Origin of the sequence: Micromonospora sonchi, assembly GCF_014646235.1 — a bacterium.
Taxonomy (GTDB): domain Bacteria; phylum Actinomycetota; class Actinomycetes; order Mycobacteriales; family Micromonosporaceae; genus Micromonospora; species Micromonospora sonchi.
This window is the reverse complement of sequence record NZ_BMNB01000055.1, coordinates 1-17674: the sequence shown is the minus strand read 5'-3', so window position 1 is coordinate 17674 and position 17674 is coordinate 1. Positions and strand designations below refer to the sequence as shown.

The window sequence follows — 17674 nt, the reverse complement described above, 5'->3', positions numbered from 1 at the left end:
GGCAGCAGCAGCCGCCTTCGATTTTGTTGTCCTCACAAACACATGATCAACAGGCGGCTGCGTCCACGTTGCACGCCCCCACCACATCCCGGCAGGTCAGACCGCCAATGGCGGCTGCCGTACTAGGGATCGCCGAGCAAGTCTTGGCCGCTTCCGCCGCTCGGCGCCCAGATCAGGAGGTGGCCGCCGTTGTACAACATCTACGTGGAGTCGGACTGCACCGCGACGTCGACTTGATGATCAGGTCGGCCGCCCGGCGACCGGCCAGGGAGATCTTCGCATTGGCTGAGGTACTCGACGAAACTGGCCAAGCCGGCGAGCTACCCGGCCTCCTCAGAGCCGCTGCTGATGCAACTGCCGACGAGATCGCGGCCCTCACAGGGTTCTTGGACGCGGCTGGCAGGAGTCGGGACGTCGACGTATTCATCGAAGGTGTCCTCGCTTCAGTCTCCACGACTTCGCGGCTTATCTCCGTTGTGGCAGCACTCTGGCTGGCGGGCCAGACTGCCGCTGCTGACAAAGTATTGCAGGCAGTGGCCACCCACCGCACTGGCGAGGAGACGGTCGCCGTGGCTGATGCGCTACGCGATGCCGGACGGCAGGAGGTCGCCTTTCGGCTGTACCTCGCCGCTATTGACACCACCGCGCGACGCCCCGCAGACACAATCGCCCAGCTAACCGCAGCTATGCGCCAGACCGGTCACGCTCCGGACTCTGAGCGTCTGATCGACGCCGCAGCTACCGCCGCTGCCGGCCGTGACCTAATCGATCTACTATCGCTGATCGAGACATTCAACACCGCTGGCCAGCCGGAAAGCAGTCGCCGTGCGCTAGCAGCCGCAGCCACGACATTGGCCGTCGGTGAGGTACTGGAACTCGCGGCGAAGCTACGTACCGCCGATCAACCAGAAGAGGCATGTCAGCTCTGCCTAGCCGCCGCGGAACACCGGTCATTGCCCGATGTCATCCAAATCTTTCAAGGATTACAGGAAGCCGGGCGCCCAGTTGACGCGAACCGGGTACTCGACTCAGTTACCCAGGATCGCACTGGAGCCGAAATCGCTGCCGTCGCGGCTACTCTACGCGAGCAAAGCCACGACCGCGAAGCGGACCGTTTGACAGAACAGCTCATGCATCGTCCGCCAACCGAGATTCCACACATTCTCAGCCGCTTGGGCCCGCAAGATCGAACACAATTACTCGATGCGATAACCATCCAGCCGCCGGACCGTCTCGCCGCCACCATAGTGCAACTCTACGAGGCGCAACATCACGCCATTGCGACAGGACTCCTGGAACGAATCGTGCGGAATCTGCCAGCGGAAGAAATTCTCGCCTTCTGGAATCAGCTAACCTACACGTCCGCAAGCGACCTGCTGGGTATCGCCACTGAACAGGCCACCATCGATGTGCTACGCAAACTCCTAGACGGATTGTCGGTCGACACTAACGGCGTCTCTAGCGCCATGACCATGCTGCTCAACGAAGATCCACTCAAAGAACTTCCGGCTCTACTGCGCGCGTTCCGTCGAGCAGGCATGGACGATGACGCCAGCCACCTCGCTGAGAGGTTTCTAACGATCCACGCCGACGACCTCACCGAAGCGGTCGTGGATCTAACCAGATCTGGCGACCACAACGAAGTTGACGTGCTGATCGAGGCTGCTGTCGACCATTCGCCGGTCACAGTACTCGTCGCGATCATCGTTGCTCTCGACAACATTACAGATGCCGATCGCGTCGATCGGCTGCTTGCCATCGTCCCAGCCCGTCGATCAGAAGATGACGTGCTACACCTAACCCAACTACTACATGCAGACAATATGCGAGATTATGCCGACGAACTACAGCGCGCTCGACGCAACCATAAGCGTGGACGAAAACACAAGCATTGGTGGAATTAGGAAATCCACCCAGGGATCGGGACGTGAATCCCGCTTCTCGTAGCGATTGAGCAGGCCCTCAGGGTGAGAATCAACGCAAGACCAACACCGTGTTCGATCCGAATGCCATCCGTCTGAACAGGCGGCTCCTTCGCTCACCGAAGCGAGCCCTGGACAGCGAGCCCTGCTCGATCGAGCGTCCAACGAATCCCAGCCAGCTTCTACAAGCCTTGGTGAAAGCAAAACGGCAGATCGACCTAACCAACTCTCAGCAGATTGCCGACCAGCTCGCGGAGTGCCGCGTAGGTGTCGGGGGAAAGGTCTTCTGGGACTTCTACCTCGCGGGTACGTACAAGATCGTCGAGGAGGGCGCGGAGCTCGGCTGACCGGTTGTCCGCGTGTGCGACCCGCATGGCGTCGAGCCATGGGTGGTCGTCGGAGCGGGCAGGGTCCGCGAGCCAGGCTCGTTCCACCGCCCATCGGGCTCCGCTGGTATCTCCAACCCGGAGGTACAGATTCACGAGTTGGTGTGCCGTGTCGACGATCGCAGAGGCGAGGTTGTGCGGTTGCACGTCGCTGCCTGGTAGCCAGGTGTACGGATTGCGGTAGCCCGATGAGTAGGGCAGCTCGGCTCCAGCCAAGGGCTCGCCGCGGACCAACTCCAGTGCGCGGCGCAGATCGTCTGCTCCTGCCTCTCCCCTGGCTTCGCCACGGGCTCGGAGGCGGCGGAACAGTTGCCAGTCGAGGAGAACGCCGGGAGTCAGGCGGTAGAGCCGGTCCGGCCCGGCGTTGGGAGGCAGCCACTGCACGCCGTCGGCATTCTCTCCGAGCCAGCGGCGGACCTTGCTGATGGCGACGCGGCGACTCCGGGCGTTGACGCCACGGTCAGGCCATATCGCGTCGTCGATCTGGTCGCCAGTGGCGCCGGCGCGGCCGCGTTGTGCCAGGTAGACGACCAGTTCGGAGTAGAAGCGGATGCGCTCGTCGGGCGGCTCGCCGGCGGCTTCGACCTCGACCGGTCCGAGGATGGCGATCCTCGGGCGATAGGGATCCGGTCGGTACCAGGCGTCAACGTCCTCGTCGAGGGTGGGGTCGTGCAGTTCGCGGCGGCTTGCCGGCGTCGTCGTTCGGGCCCTTGCCGCCTCGCTGATCGGCGCGAGGGCCTGGATGTCGACTGGTTGCGTCGCGGTGGTGCCGGCTTGGGCGGACACCGGGGTGCGATCGGTTTCGGGCACGGCCGGCAGCCCTTCCTGTACGCGTTCGTCCGTCGTCGGGTGTCCGGCGACGGGGTCGTCGCGTTCACCGTTCTCTTCCAGTTGCTCGTCCTGGTCGCGCGCCGGAGCGTCGCTGTCGTCGAGCAGGTGTCCGTGCGCGTCGGTGCCCTCCGCCCAGGGGTCCGGCTCGGGCGCGGCAGGCACCTGCTCATCGGCGGTGGGTGCGGCGGCGCGGGCGGCCCGCATGACGGGGGCGAGGCGGGCGAGTTGGTCGCGGGGTAGCCGGGTGGCGGTGGTGTTGGTGATGCTGAGCCAGTCGATGGCGAGGCTGCCTTCGTTGTTGACCCCGACCTGCCAGGTCGTCGTTGTGTCGGTGACGGCGGCGACCGCGACTCCGCATCGACCTGCCAACCGGAGTTCGGTTTCGAGCGTCGTCAGTTGCTCCTCGGCGTCCGCGCCGTCGGCGATCAGGAGGACGTGCGGCATCCAGGCGTCGGCGACAATGTCGCCGATCCGCCCGGCGAGGGTGGAGGTGATGCCGCTGTCGGTCATGGCCTTGGCGTTGGCGGCAACGCGTCGTCGGGCGCGTTCGATCGCTTCGGCGGTGGAGGTTGCCGCCGTGATGCGGTTGCCGCCGATGGTGATCAGGTTTTCCGCGTCGACGGGCTCGAAGCCGACAAGCACGACTTCGGCGTCGTCGCTCCATTGGTTGGTTGCCAGTTCGGCTGCGATGTATCGGATGAGGTCGGCGGCCCGCTCCGTGTCGCCACTGATGGCGAGCAGCCCGGTGCGTTCGAGGTCGATGAGGAGGTGGTCGCCGCCGGGCCGGGACGCCACAGTGACGAGGACCGGCAGGGGCGCCAGGGTGTCGTCCACGTCGGGAAGGGTCGCTGTGGCGGGGAGCATCCAGCTCATCGCGGTGCTGTCGGTCTGGAAGGGTGGGGGCGCTGAGGTGTTGGCGTGGGCCAGCATGAGGTGGACTTCGCCGGCGGACAGCCAGGCCGCGGCAAGGTCGGGTAGGTCGGCGGGGTCGTGGTCACGCAGGCCGGTAGCCAGAGCGCGAAGCGCGTGGTCGAGCCGGTTGACGTCGACAGGTTGGGCAGCGGCGCGGACCTGTCGTTCGGTGACGGGGTGAGGCGTCGGGATGCGACGGCCAGGGCGCCGATGCTGGCGCTGCCGGCGCCGGCGTTGTGTAAGGCGGATCAGCAGGAGCGCGGCGAGCAGTCCGGCAGTGGCCAGGGCTGCGCTGATGGGTAGTACGGCATCGAAGTCGCTGTCGTCGGTGTCGGCGTCTGGTGGGTCTTCCTCGGCAGCAGCGGTCGGCGTGGTCGATGTCGAATCGGGGGTTGCCGTCGGCGGGGTGGACGCCTCAGGGGTTGGATCAGAGCTTGGTGGTGGCGGCGTGGCGGGTGCGACCCGACCGGGTGTGCTCTCCGGAACGGGTGCCTCTTCGGTCGCTGGAGGTTTCGAGGGTTTCCGGATAGTGCCGGTGGCGTGGCGGCGGGAGCCTCGGTCATCGGTGTCGGCCGGGAGCCGGAGTCGTTGGCCGGGAACGATGTGGTCGGGGAAGCGGGGGTCCGCCTTCTTCATCTCCGGATTGAGTTTGGCGATGTCGACGTAGCGGTCGCCGTCGCCGAGGGTCCGTTCGGCGATGTAGTAGAGCCAGTCGCCGCGCGCCACCACGTAGGTTGCTCTGCTGTCGGCCGCGGGCCGCTGGTTAGCGTCGGCACCCGACGTCACCGTGTGCGTGGCGGTGAGAGCGATGCCCTCCTGCCCGTACGCGGTGGCGGCTATGCCCGGTGGTGCTGCCGGCATCGTGACCGCGGCGGCGCTGGCCACGGCTGGTGCCGCACCGATGGACAGGGCAGCGGCGACGAGCGCGGCGGCGCGGCGTTGTTGCCAGGCGAGGCCGAGGAGTCTGGGTGGTCGCCAGCGAAAGACATGGCAGACGATCTCCACGAGCAGCGGGAGGGCGAAGGACGTCCAGCCGATCCAGCCGGCCCAGGCGATCGCGGTCAGGAACAGCCCGCCGTCGTCGCGGGTGGTGAGCAGCTCCCCGAGTTGCGACCAGCTGGGGATGTGGTCGGGCAGCGGGTTTCCGGCGAGGGCGTACAGGGCGTACGGGATGCCGCCGAGCGTGGCCAGGATGCCCAGCTGAGCAGCAAGCCGGTGGAGGATCCCGGCACCGGCGTGCCCGGCGGAGGGACTGTTTCTGGTCATCGGTCATCCCACCAGCAGTGTTGCGGTGACGGTTGCGTGTGCGGGGATCGTCGTGACGCCCGGCAGGATGTCGACCAGGAGCGGGTCGTACTGCACGGTGACGGTGACGGTGAGCTGTTGGCCGTCCTCGTCGACGGTCGCCTGCCAGTCGGTGATGCCCGCGGTGGTGAGATAGGCGGACACGGCTTGGATCGCCTTGGTCGTGTCGACCGTCTTCGTTTCGCCGTTGATGGCCTCGGGCAGCCGGATCGCCTGCCCGCCAGCCCTCGCTGCCTCGGCGGCGATGTTGTTCGCGCGTTGGGTGGTGCGAACGTATCCGGCGCCGTCTCCGGCAAGCCCGATCATGGCGATCAGGCCCGGCATCATGATGGCGTAGAACAGCCCGATCCGGCCGGCGTCACGGCCGGCGAGGGCTGCGAGAAGGCGATGTGTCATCCGGCTCTGCTCCGGAACAGGTCGAGTGGAGAGCTGTAGGTAGCGGTGATCCATCGAGATGTGGGCATGCCGGGCATGGCGCCGGCGGAGAGGTCGATGCGGCATTCGACGGTCACGGTGACGCTGGCCGGTTCGCCGACGTCACGGGCGAACTGTGTGGTGTCCACGTCGACGAGCAGGTTGAGGCAGTGGAGGTCCTGCGCCTCGATGGTGGCGTGGATGGAGGATTCGGCCCGGCTCTGGGCAGTGGGTGCGTCCCGAGCCAGTGACGCGGTCCGAGCTCCGGAATAGGTCGCGGCGTCGAGTGCGGCGTTTGCCAGGGAGAGTCGGCCGACCAGCATGGCGAAGCTGGCAACCAGCAGCAGGCTGGGAGCGAGGACGGCCAGCTCGATGGTGACCGAGCCCCGTTGGGGGTCTCGCCTCCGCGTCACGAGTCGCTCTCCGTGGTGAACCGTTGGACGGGGCTGTAGGCGGTTTGACTCACCTCGAACTGCATGCCCAGCCAGCCGAGACTTCTGCCTGTGACGGTGACCCGCACCCCAGTCGGCTCCGGAGCGCCTTCGGTGACCGGGGTGATCGTTACCTCCCAGTCGGTGAGTACGTCGCCCATCCGGGTGAGGTACGCGCTGGCCTGAGCGTGACCTGCTCCGTCCGGTGCGCCGTAGGCCGCCTCGGCGGCGGCGCCCTGCTGCGCGGCGGCCAGGGCGACCGTGCGGCCGTAGAAGACCAGTGCGATCTGGACGCCGAGGAGGAGCATCACCACGAAGATCGGGAAGAGGATCGCCATCTCGATGTTGGTCGAGCCTCGGTCGCCCACGGGTCTCCTGAATCTCCGCCCCAGAAGCCCTGCTCGAGGGTTCGTCATGGCGTGGCCGGGGCCGCGGCGTCCGGCCAGAGCCCAATCCATCCGAACACGTAGTCGGACGCGGCGGTCAGCAGGGCGACCGCGACGACTGCGGCGATGGCGTAGATGATCGCGGTCGGGACGACCTCGCCTCGGTCGTCGCGTCGAAACGTGGTGAGCAGCTGCAGAGCGTGCTCGACCCAAACGGCTTGCCTGGGGGCGTCCATGGCGACCTCCTGGTCTGTTGGTTAATCGACGGTGGGTGCGTCGAGCAGTCGTGCCGCGAAGGGGTAGAGGGCCAGCAGCATGAGCACGACCAGGAGCAACGCACCGGGGATCTCCAACTGGGAGGTGCGCAGCTCGGCCCGGGCCAGCTCGTCGGTGCGGATCTGGACGCGAAGGGAGGTAGCTCGGGCACGCAGTGTCCGGTAGACCTGGGCGCCGGTGACGCCGGCGGCCTGCATGATGTCGCCGAGGTCGCCGAGTTCCGGCACGCCGAGGTCATTTCCGAGCCGCTTCAACCCGTCCCACGGGGCGGAGACCGAAAGCTCGGCGTGCAGGAGGGTCTGCCGGATGCGGGCGAACACCCAGCCGCTGCCCTTGCCTGCCGCTCGGGTGAGCGATTCCTCGGTGCCGCGCCCTGCGGCCCGCTGCAACGCGACCAGGTCGAGGTACGTGCACACGGCGCGGCGGCATTCGCGCCGGGCGATGACAGCTTTCTGGCCGACGTCCCGGTAGACGATAACGATGAGCAGGACGGCAAAGCCGATCACCGCGAAGACCGGCAGCCCGGTGCCGAAAGTCCGCCCGATCAGCGCCAGCAGGCCGAGCATGATCGACGGCACCGCGAGCCCGAGAAGTCCTGCGACGATCAGGCTGGTGACGAACTCTTCCGGCGTACGGCCGAGCAGCCGCAGATCGGTTGCGGGGATGATCCGGTGCAGGCGTGCGGCGAGGCGGCTGATGTTGCTGGGTCTTCCGGTCGGCGTCGCGGAATCGCCGGTTGGAGGTTGCAGCCGGGCGAGCGCCGGGCCGAGTGCGGGACTGGCCGGACGAAGCTCGTGGAAGGCCAGGAACGCGGCCAGGCCGAACCCTGCGCCGAGCAGGGCAATGACGCCGATCCAGGTTGTCGTCATGGCGTGCTCCGGGCGCTGGTAGCCGCCGCGATGAACCGCTCCTCTGCTGGCGGCAGGCTCAGGGTCCGCGCCCACCAGAGGCAACCGACGAAGGCGCACGCCAGGATCGCGAGCACCACCTGGCCCCGAGGCTCGGTGTACGGAGCGGTGTACTGACCGCTGGCCAGCCCGTACGCGACCAGCAGGACCGACCCGATGGTCAGGAAGCGGATCTGGAACCGTGCTCGGGATCGCTTGGACGAGATTTCTCGACGCATCGCGACCTCGTCGGTCGCTGCCTCCGCGATGCCAGTCAGCACGTCGGTCAATCGGGCGCCGCGGTCGCTGAGGTGCAGCGCGAGCGCCACGACAACCTGGTCGCTGACGGGATCGCGGAGGGCATCGGCGAACTCGTAGAGCGCCGCCTCGGCATCCCACCCGGCCTGGATGCGCGCCGCGAGCAGTTGCACCTCGGTGGCGATCGCGGCCGGCGCGGTCTGAGCGGTGTCGACGATGGCTTCCTGGAGCCCGACACCGGAGTCCTCCACATCGCGCAGCCGGCGGGTCCACGCTTCTACCGCCTCGACGCGAGTGATGGCGCGCTGCTCTTCTCGTCCTGCCGACATCAGCCAGGGCACTCCGGGGACGGCGAGGGCGACCAGTGGGGCCGCCACGGGTACCCCGCTGACGATCCACGCGAGGATCCCTGCGCCGAGTGCGCCGAAGACCCAGGCTTGGTGGCGGCGTTGGGCTTCCCGGGTGGTGCCTGATCCGTACCAGAGCCAGCGTGCCCGCGCTGCCAGCCGGGAGGGTGGGCGGTCCGGCTCGGCGGTGCCGGTGAGTGCCGTGATACCCAGCACCAGGCTGGCGACGAGACCGGAGCCGAGCAGACCCGCGACAAGAAGAGGATTCATGGTCGTACGGCCAGACGCGGTAGCGGTCGGGGCCAGGCGCCCCGTCCGCGGTGCGCGGTCAGGACGGTCGGGTCGTAGCCGGCGAGGAGGAGCTGCTGCTTGAGCCGGTCCGGCTGGTGCATCGGTACGGCGCGGCCGTCGGGCCCTGGTCCGAAGAGTTGGGTGGTACGCGGGCGGCCGTCCTCCACCAAGCCGCCCACCTCAATGACGTGGGACACGAAGCGGTGCTTGCGGCCCCCGATCGCGCTCTCGTCCAGCAGGGTGACGTAGACGACCAGATCCAGCGCGTTGGCGACCTGTAGATACGCACGCCGGTCTGATCGCTCGTCGCGGTGGCTGAGGGCAAGCTCCACCACACGATCAAAGACCAGGCCGGGCTCGCGAGCGTGGATCGTGCACAGGGATCCGTTGGTGGTGCCCATCGCCTGGAGCATGGCGACGATCTCTCGGGACCGAACCTCTCCGACGATGATGCGGCGGGCGTTGAGCTGCAAGCCGATCGGGATCAGGTCGTGGAGGGTGATCTCGCCGATCGGCCGGCCGTCGGGGCCGCGCTCGCCGTGACCCTCGCGCGTCTCCATGGAAACCGCCCAGGGGTGGCGTCCGGTTTTGTGCAGGCCGAGCTCGCGTGCCTCCTCCATGGTGATCATCCACTCGTCGGCCGGGATTTCGCTGGCCAGCGCCCGCAGGAGAGAGGTCTTACCGCTGCCGGGCACACCCGCGACCATGATGTTGAGGCCCGCCCTCATCGCGGCGCGGAAGAAGTCGCGCAGAAGTGGGTCGATCATGGCGCTCTTGTTCGGGTCGACTTGGTCGAGGGTGACGAGTTCATCAAGGGTGACCTTGAGAATCTGGTGGCTGCGGATGACCGCGACAGGTCGCTGCGTCACCAGGTACGTCGCGGCGAGACGCTGGCCGCCGGGCATCTCCATGCTCAGGGTGGGTTTGTCTTTGGTCAGCGCCCGTTCGGTACCGCCGGCCCGACGTGCCAGGGCTTGGAGCAGCAGGACGAGTTCTTCATCATTGTCGGCAATCGGTGCCTCGACGTCGATACGTCCGTTCGGGCGCTCGACCCGGACGCCGTCGCAGCCGAGGATCGTGATGGTGTCGAAGGGTTCGCGCAGTAGCCGGTCGAGTCGGCCCAGGCCCAGTAGAGCGGCAAGTACGCCGTCGAGCAGCCGTTGTTCGTAGTGGCGGCTCAACGGGGTGCCGTTGACTCGCTGCTGGTCGACGTACTCGCGGACGCGTCGCGATGCGACCCGCTGGCCTTCGGCTTCCCGGTCGGCCGGGCTGACGGACTCGCGCCCCGCCAGCAGCCGCGACAACTCGTCACTGACCGCGTTCTGAAGTGACCGGATGACGGAGTAATCGGGCTCGTGCGCCACTGGCGAGGGCCCCGGTGAGATCGGTACGGCGAGCGCGGCGCCTCTGCCATTGGCGTGACTGTTGTTCTGCGTCGGCCTGGCGGCGCGCGGCATCGGGGGTGGCCCGTCGTCGGGAACACGCCACCGGGGCTGCTCAAACGTCGACATGCAGGGCCTCCTGGGCGCCGGGGTATCGGAACCGGCTCCGTCGGCGGGCGATGGCCCCCATCAGGTCGTCCTCGGCCGTGGCCGCGGCGCGCAGCAACGGCCACTTGGTCCGGACAGTGCCACCGCGCGCAAGCACGCGGGCGGATCGCGCCTCGTCGGGTAGATGGGCGATCACTGGCAGCGCGAGGTGCCGAGCCACGACGTGGTCGTCGTAATCTCCGTCGCCGACGACCAGCAGCCCGATCTGGCCGTCGCTTGCCTGGCCGGCACCCGCGAGCAGGGTCTGCACCGCTGCTTGGGCCAGGCGGAGCGATGCCAGCGTTGGCCTGACCACCAGTAGCGCCAGGTCGGCGCGGCTCAGCAGCGGCCATGGGGCGTGCGGGGCGACAAGCCGTCCGCAGTCGGCGATGACGTCGAAGCCCACGCCACGTTCGAGCGAGGCGAAGAATCCGGCGAGTCCGTGCCAATTGGGGGCGAGACTTCCCGCCTGTGCGGGCGTCGCGATGCCGGGAAGTAGCAGTCGCCGCGCCGCGGGCGGGTCGAGGTCGACCAGTTGCGACCAGAACTGTTCGCCGGCCTGGCCTCGCAACTCGGCCACCACGAGTTGCATCAGGCCGTGTCCACCGTCCAGGTCCAGGTGTCGCAGGTAACCGGACGCGATGTCGCCTCCAGCCGGGTCGCATTCGGCCAGCACCACTGGGCGCGACCAGGTCAGAGCGAAGGCAAGAGCGGCTGTCGTTACCCCAGGCGATCCCTTGGCACTGGCAAGGGAGATCAGCGCCATGCCTACTCCCCCGCGGTGAGGGTCAGGACCAACCGTCCCTGCGCAGCGAGCCGGGCAGCAACCGGCCCGTCGCTCTGCCGTACCGCGACCGACACCGTGGCCGCGCCGTCCCGAGGTCCCGCAATGACGTGCACCACCACGGCGCGGATCGTGGGGGCCGCAGCACCCGGCTCGCCCTGGGCCGTCTCCTCGGTGGATACGAGCAGAACGGTCGCACCAGGTCGCAGGGGCGTCGACGGCATCTGCCCCGCCTTGAGTGACAGCCCGACCACCTGCTCGCCGGGCGCCGGAAACGGCTTGTCGACCAGGGCGCCGGGGTTGAGCAGGGTGCCGGACAGCAGTGCCACCGCAGCGTACTTGCCGATCATGTCCTGCGTCTGGTCGTGGTGCACACCGGCGATCCCCGGGCTTGGATTGAGATGCACGGTGACCAGGTCAGCGGCGGTGAGCTGAGCACCAACCGGCACGTCCCGAGCAAGTGCCAGGTAGGGCTGGGTACGACTCACGTACCCGAACAACGCCACCGCGCCGAGGGCACACACCGCCATCAGGGCCACCGCCACCCCGAGACGACCTCGGCGTACGCTGCGTTCGCGGACCACTCGTCGCTGCGGGATCGCTGCCGTGGGACGATCCGACACATCCCCGGTCGCTGTGGGCGTCACCCGGTCACCACCTGAAGCTCGTCGATTCGAATGGATGTCGTCGACTCACGGGTCACCGTCTCGCTTCCGGTCACGCCGCCGCCGGCGACCCACCAGTCGATATCCCACGTCGTCGTGGCAGTGATCGTGTACCGACCGCCCGGCTGGGTCCGGCTGGGCAACGCGTACCCGTCGAAGCCACACATCGGCGACGCCGAAGCGCCATCCTCTTCCTTGCTGTACGGGGTGCCCGGGTTGTCGCAGACGACGGACTGCCCGTTCCCCATGTCCCACCTGATCCGGGTGGCCTGGCCTCGGGCGGTGACGGACATCCCGGGCACCGAGGCGGTCGCCGTGATTGGTCCCCAGGTCTGTGGCGTCACGGCAGTCCACATCCACACCGGGAGGCCAACCAGCCCGGCACCGTCCGGGTCCGGGCTGATGCCGATCCGGGCACCACGCATCGGCAGCTCACTGATGGCCCGGGTTGCCAGCTGCGCCGGACTCAAGCTCCCCGGCGTACCCGGCGGCGGATCCGCACGCCACACCAGAGCACCGATGGGATCCCCGTAGCACCGCTGCCGATAGACCGAGCCCTCACCGGGCTCGCGGCCTTCCCAAGCCGGGTCGCCGGCAGCCGGTTGCGGTGATTCGAGGATGTAGTAGCAGCCGTCGGCCGGGTTGAGATGTCCCCAGCCCGCCTGCCAGCACGGGACCGCGACTCCTTCGGACGTGCACTCCTGACTCCCGCCCCCTTCACCTGCACCGGGTGGGATATCGGCGCCGCCACCACCGGGATCTTCGACCTCGACATAGCAGTCCCCGATTGGCGGGCAGACCCAGTGGTCCGCGCGGGCCGGTGCACCGGCCAAGCCGACAACCAGGATGACAGCCGCTCCGGACACTGCGACGGCCCGCAGAACTCGAGTCAGCATGTAGAACTCCGCCTGGCCCTTGACTCGTACACGTACCACCGCTCACTGACGCGCTTGACCTTCACGACCACCGGGTACCGCTTCGCCTGGGCGGTGGGTGGGGCTTGTCCGCCAACGGCGTTCCAGTCTGTCGAGTCGAAGCAGTCCTGGATCACCGCCTCGCCTGCATCGAGCCGAAGCTCCGTGACCGTCGGACTCCAGGTCGGGCGGCCTTCGTTGTGCACTCCGCTGCGCGACATGTTCTGCAGGTTGTTGAGCAACTGCCCCAGCAGTGGCTCCCCCACGAACTTGGCCAACTCCTTCGTGCGGTAGTCCGCGGTAGCCGACGCTTTGACGTACGCCTCCAGATAGCCGTCGTACGCGGCAATGACATCCTGTCGAGCCTGCTCTTCAGCGGCGTCCACGGGAGACGGCATCGCTGTGGACGGGACGGCCGACGGTGTGGCGTCCGGCCCGGAACTCGACGATCCGGAACAGGCCGTGAGCGCGTACGCCAAGCCCAGCGCAAGGACTAATGAGCTGCTCATCTTGGCGATTCGTGTCATCTGGACGCCTCCCTGCATGCGAGGCCCAGCAGAGCCGGACCAACCGGTGAGAGTGATGCCCCCTCACCAGCTTCGTCGGCGGGTCCGACCGGCAGCAGTCCGAGAGCGGTCGTACCGCGGCTGAGCCACGAACCAGTGGGCATCCCTGTCACCTCCCCCACGCGGTTGGGACGCACCCATTGGTCTTAGCGCAAATGATCGGATACCGCTACGCACCGCTACGTGCGTCGCCGCAGTGCGCTCCCTGCTGCGCGCACTCGGCGGTGCGCACATCCGGGTGCGTGCCATTACGGGCCTCAGTTCCCTCGCAAACGATCTTCACTGCCGGCACGAGTCGCAGCTGATCAGGCGACCGAGGAGAAATCCTTGCCCTTGTACAGCCCTCTCCTCGCAGTCACACTGTGCTCATCGCGCTTCGGTCTCCCATGACGCCGAATGTCGCTGGCACTCGCGGAGAGACAGATGGGGATGTCTGAGCAACGCAGCGAATTACAGTCCGTGGTCGACTTCTTCGCCATCCCATCGATAGTCGACGTGCTGTTTGCCGTCCAAGATGGTCGCTTTGTCCGACGCTGCCCTGCGCTGGGCGCACAAGGCGGCGCCGTTCAAGCGGCCGTCACGGCCTTGATGGAGCTGGGCGTGATCACCGAACTGGCCGATCCCGACCATGATGGAGAACCGTTGCTCACGCTCACCGGCAAAGGCATTAAGGTCTGCGGCATGGTGCGGCAGGTGCTCAACTTTGCGGCACCCGCCCCCGCGAGCGCGCCCCTAACTCTCAGCTGAGGACGTTCGCTCCGGTTTGCCTGGAAATGCCACAGGCAAGAACTCTCCGCTTAGTTCCCTTGACAGGGGGTACACCGCCACCGGCACACTGTTGCCTTGCTGTCGGGTAGCCGACATCGGACGACTCCAGCGGCGGGCATCGGGGGGCGGGGTGAAGTTCGGAGAGCTTCTGGAGATTCGGGACATTATCCAACATCGCTACGTAATCGGCGCCTTGGTGTGTCTGGGCGAACAGGGGCCCCTGCGCTACAGCGAATTGGGCAACGCCATCACCGGGTGGACCGGCACTCGCGTCGGCGACGGCGAGATCACTCGGACCGTGACCCGTCTACTGGAGAGCGGCCTCGCCCAGGAGGCGTTCGTCGATGGTCACCGATCATTAACCCTGACGGATGCGGGGCAGCACCGCTTGGAGATGATCCGGGCCCTCGGACGTACATTGCGCGACTTCGAGCGGGATGACGAAGGCAGGCCCGGCGAGGTGCCCTCGTGACCATCAGCCGGGAAGTTGCCTGGGGTACTGGCAGGCCTGTTGCAGGGCAACCAGGAGTGGGTAGTCCCCTCGCGTGGCGTGGTCGTCGGATTCTCACTCGATCTAGCCTGACGCGGCTGGCACGATCGCGGGGTGAGCGACGGACTAGCGCGTGCGCGCGCCGATCTAGCTGCTGGTCGTCCCTGGAAGGCACGTGACCGGCTGAACGGCGTCCTGGTGCACCGCCAGGATCACGAGGTGCTCGACCTTCTGGCTACCGTTCACTACGAGATGCAGGACCTGCCCGCCGCAGGTGCTCTTTGGTTCGTTCTTGGCCGCGACGATGAAGCAGCACAACGCTCGATTTCGGCCTGGTTGGAGCAGCACCGGAATGACATCGCACGTTGGCACAGCGTCCCCGGCCCGGTCCGGCGCAAAGCCAGCACTGAGCGGCTAGAAGGCTTGAGGCGAGCGGCCGGGCAAGCGGACAAGGGCGGAACGCGGGACATTGGCCCGGTTGCCGAACTCAGTACACGGTGGGAGGGGATCGTGATCGGGGGATGCGCCATCACTGTCCTTGTCTGGCTCCTAGCGATGGTGGGCATCGGAATGTGGACGGTCTTCCGGTGGATCTGGGATTGACCGGTCTTCGAGATGCCACGGACCGCGCCGCTGGCATCTGTCGCGTACGGCGCTCCTGGTGGACCATCCGAAAATCGGCACGATTGGACGCAGGGCCTCCGCGAGGGTCTGTCGCGGTGAGTAGCGCTCGGTCGCCGGCAGATCCGGACGCCGTCGATCGGACGGTGCGAGTCGGGATGCGTCATCTGCGACTCCGCCAGAGACAAGGCGTTGCGTCAGGTGTCGTACAGGCCGTCCCACGGAGGGTCGAAGCCAAGGTCGTCGGGGAGGAACTCGGCGTGGTCCTGTCCGTCGTAAAGGTGGGACTCGTCAACGAGTCCGAAAACATGTCCGTCAGCCTCGACGTTGAACAACTTGATGGCGATGTCGCCGAAGACGCGTCCGGGCAGAGCATCGAGCCAGCCGGCGAGGCGTGCTTGGGCTCTGTCGATCGAGGCGTCTTCGTGCTCGCTGGTGCCGGCGAACCAAATCTGCGAGTCAACGTGACCGCCGTCGTGATCGAATCGGTGCAGCACGGCGTACCACCGCTTGAATCGGTACCAATCGGAGTTGGCTCCAGCGCCGTCTTCGAGGGTCGCCGTGACGGAGCCGAAGAACTGCCCGCCGTCGTACGTGCCGATGGTGTCGGTGCGGTAGTCGGGCTCGTACGAGATCGGCACACGCTCGAGAATCGCCATGGCCGACAAGTTAGATCCACGGTCCGACAGTCTTGAACAGGCAGATCCGCGCCCTGCACAGGCAGGCGGCACGTCGGCGCCGGTCAAGACTCATCGTGTATCCGCCCCGCCATCACGCACGCTCATCGGCACGTCCGGACACCGGGTGGCCTCGGGAGCAGTCACCGTCTGTGGCACGCAGTCGGTGCCAGAAGAGTGCATCGTCCGCGGAGGGGGTGATTGTGGGAAGAGATGACGCAGGGACTGGGATGATCTCGTCACCAAAGACGAGCTTTAGCCTGGTGGCATGGAACGGATCGAGTTCCGCACCGTCGAGCAGGAGCTCGACGTCGGTCGGGTGTTCCCGACGCTCGTTCCGTACCTCAATGGCGTGCCTTGGCCCGACCTGGTGCGCAAGGCTGAGCTGCCCTTCGCGCGCGGTGAGGGAAAGCCCAAACTCGCGGGCAGCTACGTGGGCCTGCCGAAGGACGAGGTGCGCTGGCCGAGCCGGCACTACCTGGGTAACCCAGTCCTCAGCTGGTTCGGCGATGGCGACACCGTCTTGCTCGGCTGCGGCTGCGGTGACTGGGGCTGCTGGCCGTTCACCGCGATCGTTAGGGTGGCTGAGGACACGGTTACCTGGTCTGGCTACCGCACGGGGCATCGCGACTGGGACTACCGCGAGCTGCGAGAGATTACCTTCGATCGTGTCCAGTACGAAGAAGCGTTGCGCGCGACAGCTCGCTGAGCAATCAAGGCCACGATCATCACTGCCGTCGCTGCGACGACGTACTCAACTCCGCCCGTAAGGTAGCTGATCTTGAGCGGCGTGCGCGCTATCCGCGGCATGACAGTGCGCTGCGAATCGATCTCGGACCAGGGGTGGGAGTTCGCAGCCCATCGTCAGCGCGGTTGCTCGCTGGTCCAGCTTTGCCGCAGGCGGTCGATCAGGTCGAGGAAGACAGAGAAGGTCTGGTCGACGCGTTCACGGTCGTTGGTGGCCAGGAGATCGAGTTGCAGGCCACGTGCCTGGGCCACGATCATCGACGCGATCATGGGCGCTTGCTCGCCGGGGCATCCTTCCGCCAAGACCAGCCGCTGCATGAGCGCTAGCGCGTCGTGCATGGATTGCTGAAGGAAACGCTCGTAGCGCTGCGGCTCTCGCGTGGCCTGAGCGAAGACCTCGAACAGCAAGCGATAGACAGGCAGGCGGTCCTCGGTCGTCGACGATCGCCACCACGAATCGAGGTCGGCCAGGCTGCCGGATGAATCGGCCAGGCCAGCCGCGTCGGCCAACCGCTGGCGGAGCACATCGGTCACCTCGGTGAGGAGGGCCTCCTTTGTGCCGAAGTGGTGCAGCAGAGCCGCGTGGCTGACCCCCACCGCCTCGGCCAACGGCCGCATCGCCAGGCCCGCTAACCCATGCCCGAGAACGTAGTCGACCACGGCGTCGAGCAGTTCGGACCGCCGATGCTGGTAACGCAGGCGCCGACCGTCTATGTGCTCCGCGCTCATTCGTCTCACGATACGCACCCCCAAGTAGCTTGACCAGATGGTCAGGCTACTTCTACGGTGGTCGACATGGCCCCTGAGATCACCCGACTACACCCCCGAGCCGTTCGGCGCAGCCAACACCCACGCCGACTTCCCCAAGGACTTCCTCGAACTCGTGACCGTCGTCGACATCGGCCGTCCATTGCCGGCCGACGCGCGACTGGTCCCGCTGAACGCCCCGCCCGCTGTGCTGCCATCGCTGGTAGAGCGGATCAACGCCACGAGCGCGAACCTGTCGGACTGCCTGGACTGGTACGAGGGCCTGCACATCCTGATGCTCTCCTCGTCCGACATCGAGGCGACCGCCGCTCGTCTCACGAACTCTGGGGTGAAACACGGCGGGATCAACACCGTGCGACGCCCAGTTGGCCCCCAGGGCTGTTGCGTAGTCGCTTGAGGGCGGGTTGAGCTGGAAGTTTGGGTGGGATCGGGGTCCATGTAGGACGGGTGCGGCCCGTAGGTGATCATCGAGTTGCTGAGACACCATGATCCCGAGAAG

The 17674-nt window shown here is 66.9% G+C and carries 20 protein-coding genes; 6 read left to right on the top strand and 14 right to left on the bottom strand.

Translation table 11 applies throughout. The features are described 5' to 3' along the window. Positions 1 to 1904, top strand: a 1904-nt coding sequence (locus IEY61_RS30195) for a hypothetical protein (protein ID WP_229706595.1), incomplete at its 5' end; no start/stop codon positions are given. 236 nt (positions 1905 to 2140) lie between these two features. Here the strand turns inward: IEY61_RS30195 and IEY61_RS30190 are convergent. The 12 genes from IEY61_RS30190 to IEY61_RS30135 all read right to left on the bottom strand — a co-directional run bounded on the left by IEY61_RS30190 (position 2141) and on the right by IEY61_RS30135 (position 12936). After that, positions 2141 to 5317: a LysM peptidoglycan-binding domain-containing protein gene (locus IEY61_RS30190; protein WP_189050608.1), complete on the bottom strand. Its 3177-nt coding sequence runs from the start codon at positions 5315 to 5317 to the stop codon at positions 2141 to 2143. A gap of 3 nt (positions 5318 to 5320) precedes the next feature. Then, positions 5321 to 5752 (bottom strand): pilus assembly protein TadG-related protein, encoded by a 432-nt coding sequence (locus IEY61_RS30185; RefSeq protein WP_189050606.1) that lies wholly within the window; start codon positions 5750 to 5752, stop codon positions 5321 to 5323. Beyond that, positions 5749 to 6183, bottom strand: coding sequence for a TadE/TadG family type IV pilus assembly protein (locus tag IEY61_RS30180; protein WP_189050604.1), 435 nt, complete (start codon positions 6181 to 6183; stop codon positions 5749 to 5751). The genes IEY61_RS30185 and IEY61_RS30180 overlap by 4 nt, the downstream gene beginning before the upstream one ends. Beyond that, positions 6180 to 6569: a TadE family protein gene (locus IEY61_RS30175; RefSeq protein ID WP_189050602.1), complete on the bottom strand. Its 390-nt coding sequence runs from the start codon at positions 6567 to 6569 to the stop codon at positions 6180 to 6182. Before IEY61_RS30175 ends, IEY61_RS30180 begins: the two co-directional genes overlap by 4 nt. A gap of 44 nt (positions 6570 to 6613) precedes the next feature. Next, complete coding sequence (locus IEY61_RS30170; protein ID WP_189050600.1) at positions 6614 to 6823, bottom strand: hypothetical protein; 210 nt, start codon at positions 6821 to 6823, stop codon at positions 6614 to 6616. 21 nt (positions 6824 to 6844) lie between these two features. Continuing rightward, positions 6845 to 7732, bottom strand: coding sequence for a type II secretion system F family protein (locus IEY61_RS30165; RefSeq protein WP_189050598.1), 888 nt, complete (start codon positions 7730 to 7732; stop codon positions 6845 to 6847). After that, positions 7729 to 8625 (bottom strand): type II secretion system F family protein, encoded by an 897-nt coding sequence (locus tag IEY61_RS30160; RefSeq protein WP_189050589.1) that lies wholly within the window; start codon positions 8623 to 8625, stop codon positions 7729 to 7731. Before IEY61_RS30160 ends, IEY61_RS30165 begins: the two co-directional genes overlap by 4 nt. Next, positions 8622 to 10157 carry a CpaF/VirB11 family protein gene (locus IEY61_RS30155; protein ID WP_189050580.1) on the bottom strand — a complete coding sequence of 512 codons (1536 nt, stop codon included), beginning with the start codon at positions 10155 to 10157 and terminating at the stop codon, positions 8622 to 8624. The genes IEY61_RS30160 and IEY61_RS30155 overlap by 4 nt, the downstream gene beginning before the upstream one ends. After that, positions 10144 to 10941, bottom strand: coding sequence for a CpaE/TadZ family protein (locus IEY61_RS30150; protein WP_189050577.1), 798 nt, complete (start codon positions 10939 to 10941; stop codon positions 10144 to 10146). Before IEY61_RS30150 ends, IEY61_RS30155 begins: the two co-directional genes overlap by 14 nt. Positions 10942 to 10943: 2 nt before the next feature. Next, positions 10944 to 11606, bottom strand: a complete 663-nt coding sequence (locus IEY61_RS30145; RefSeq protein ID WP_189050575.1) for an SAF domain-containing protein — start codon at positions 11604 to 11606, stop codon at positions 10944 to 10946. Further along, the gene (locus tag IEY61_RS30140; protein WP_189050573.1) at positions 11603 to 12094 is read right to left on the bottom strand and encodes an ATP/GTP-binding protein; all 492 of its coding nucleotides are present in this window, start codon (positions 12092 to 12094) and stop codon (positions 11603 to 11605) included. The genes IEY61_RS30145 and IEY61_RS30140 overlap by 4 nt, the downstream gene beginning before the upstream one ends. A 419-nt stretch (positions 12095 to 12513) precedes the next feature. Then, positions 12514 to 12936, bottom strand: a complete 423-nt coding sequence (locus IEY61_RS30135; protein WP_189050571.1) for a hypothetical protein — start codon at positions 12934 to 12936, stop codon at positions 12514 to 12516. Positions 12937 to 13500: 564 nt separating this feature from the next. Between IEY61_RS30135 and IEY61_RS30130 the strand changes: the two genes are divergently transcribed. From IEY61_RS30130 to IEY61_RS30120, 3 genes are all read left to right on the top strand, one after another. Further along, positions 13501 to 13851 (top strand): hypothetical protein, encoded by a 351-nt coding sequence (locus tag IEY61_RS30130; protein WP_189050569.1) that lies wholly within the window; start codon positions 13501 to 13503, stop codon positions 13849 to 13851. 151 nt (positions 13852 to 14002) lie between these two features. Continuing rightward, complete coding sequence (locus IEY61_RS30125) at positions 14003 to 14344, top strand: hypothetical protein (RefSeq protein WP_189050567.1); 342 nt, start codon at positions 14003 to 14005, stop codon at positions 14342 to 14344. Positions 14345 to 14476: 132 nt separating this feature from the next. After that, positions 14477 to 14965 (top strand): DUF6584 family protein, encoded by a 489-nt coding sequence (locus IEY61_RS30120; RefSeq protein WP_189050565.1) that lies wholly within the window; start codon positions 14477 to 14479, stop codon positions 14963 to 14965. Between the two features lie 215 nt (positions 14966 to 15180). On the opposite strand, the gene IEY61_RS30115 is transcribed toward IEY61_RS30120, so the two are convergent. Further along, complete coding sequence (locus IEY61_RS30115; protein WP_229706594.1) at positions 15181 to 15729, bottom strand: hypothetical protein; 549 nt, start codon at positions 15727 to 15729, stop codon at positions 15181 to 15183. Between the two features lie 199 nt (positions 15730 to 15928). Here IEY61_RS30115 and IEY61_RS30110 point away from each other — a divergent pair, with 199 nt between their 5' ends. After that, a complete protein-coding gene (locus IEY61_RS30110; protein ID WP_189050563.1) occupies positions 15929 to 16369 on the top strand; it encodes a hypothetical protein in 441 nt (146 codons plus the stop codon). Between the two features lie 155 nt (positions 16370 to 16524). Here IEY61_RS30110 and IEY61_RS30105 read toward each other — a convergent pair whose 3' ends face one another. Next, positions 16525 to 17136, bottom strand: coding sequence for a TetR/AcrR family transcriptional regulator (locus IEY61_RS30105; protein ID WP_189050561.1), 612 nt, complete (start codon positions 17134 to 17136; stop codon positions 16525 to 16527). A gap of 37 nt (positions 17137 to 17173) precedes the next feature. Here IEY61_RS30105 and IEY61_RS30100 point away from each other — a divergent pair, with 37 nt between their 5' ends. After that, positions 17174 to 17572, top strand: coding sequence for a VOC family protein (locus IEY61_RS30100; protein WP_189050559.1), 399 nt, complete (start codon positions 17174 to 17176; stop codon positions 17570 to 17572). Positions 17573 to 17674: the final 102 nt, after the last annotated feature.

Coding starts and splice junctions, on each gene's coding strand:
- IEY61_RS30190 (WP_189050608.1), bottom strand. CDS start 5,317: ATGACCAGAAACAGTCCCTCCGCCGGGCACGCCGGTGCCGGGATCCTC.
- IEY61_RS30185 (WP_189050606.1), bottom strand. CDS start 5,752: ATGACACATCGCCTTCTCGCAGCCCTCGCCGGCCGTGACGCCGGCCGG.
- IEY61_RS30170 (WP_189050600.1), bottom strand. CDS start 6,823: ATGGACGCCCCCAGGCAAGCCGTTTGGGTCGAGCACGCTCTGCAGCTG.
- IEY61_RS30165 (WP_189050598.1), bottom strand. CDS start 7,732: ATGACGACAACCTGGATCGGCGTCATTGCCCTGCTCGGCGCAGGGTTC.
- IEY61_RS30160 (WP_189050589.1), bottom strand. CDS start 8,625: ATGAATCCTCTTCTTGTCGCGGGTCTGCTCGGCTCCGGTCTCGTCGCC.
- IEY61_RS30155 (WP_189050580.1), bottom strand. CDS start 10,157: ATGTCGACGTTTGAGCAGCCCCGGTGGCGTGTTCCCGACGACGGGCCA.
- IEY61_RS30150 (WP_189050577.1), bottom strand. CDS start 10,941: ATGGCGCTGATCTCCCTTGCCAGTGCCAAGGGATCGCCTGGGGTAACG.
- IEY61_RS30135 (WP_189050571.1), bottom strand. CDS start 12,936: ATGCCGTCTCCCGTGGACGCCGCTGAAGAGCAGGCTCGACAGGATGTC.
- IEY61_RS30130 (WP_189050569.1), top strand. CDS start 13,501: ATGTCGCTGGCACTCGCGGAGAGACAGATGGGGATGTCTGAGCAACGC.
- IEY61_RS30110 (WP_189050563.1), top strand. CDS start 15,929: ATGGAACGGATCGAGTTCCGCACCGTCGAGCAGGAGCTCGACGTCGGT.
- IEY61_RS30105 (WP_189050561.1), bottom strand. CDS start 17,136: ATGAGCGCGGAGCACATAGACGGTCGGCGCCTGCGTTACCAGCATCGG.
- IEY61_RS30100 (WP_189050559.1), top strand. CDS start 17,174: ATGGTCAGGCTACTTCTACGGTGGTCGACATGGCCCCTGAGATCACCC.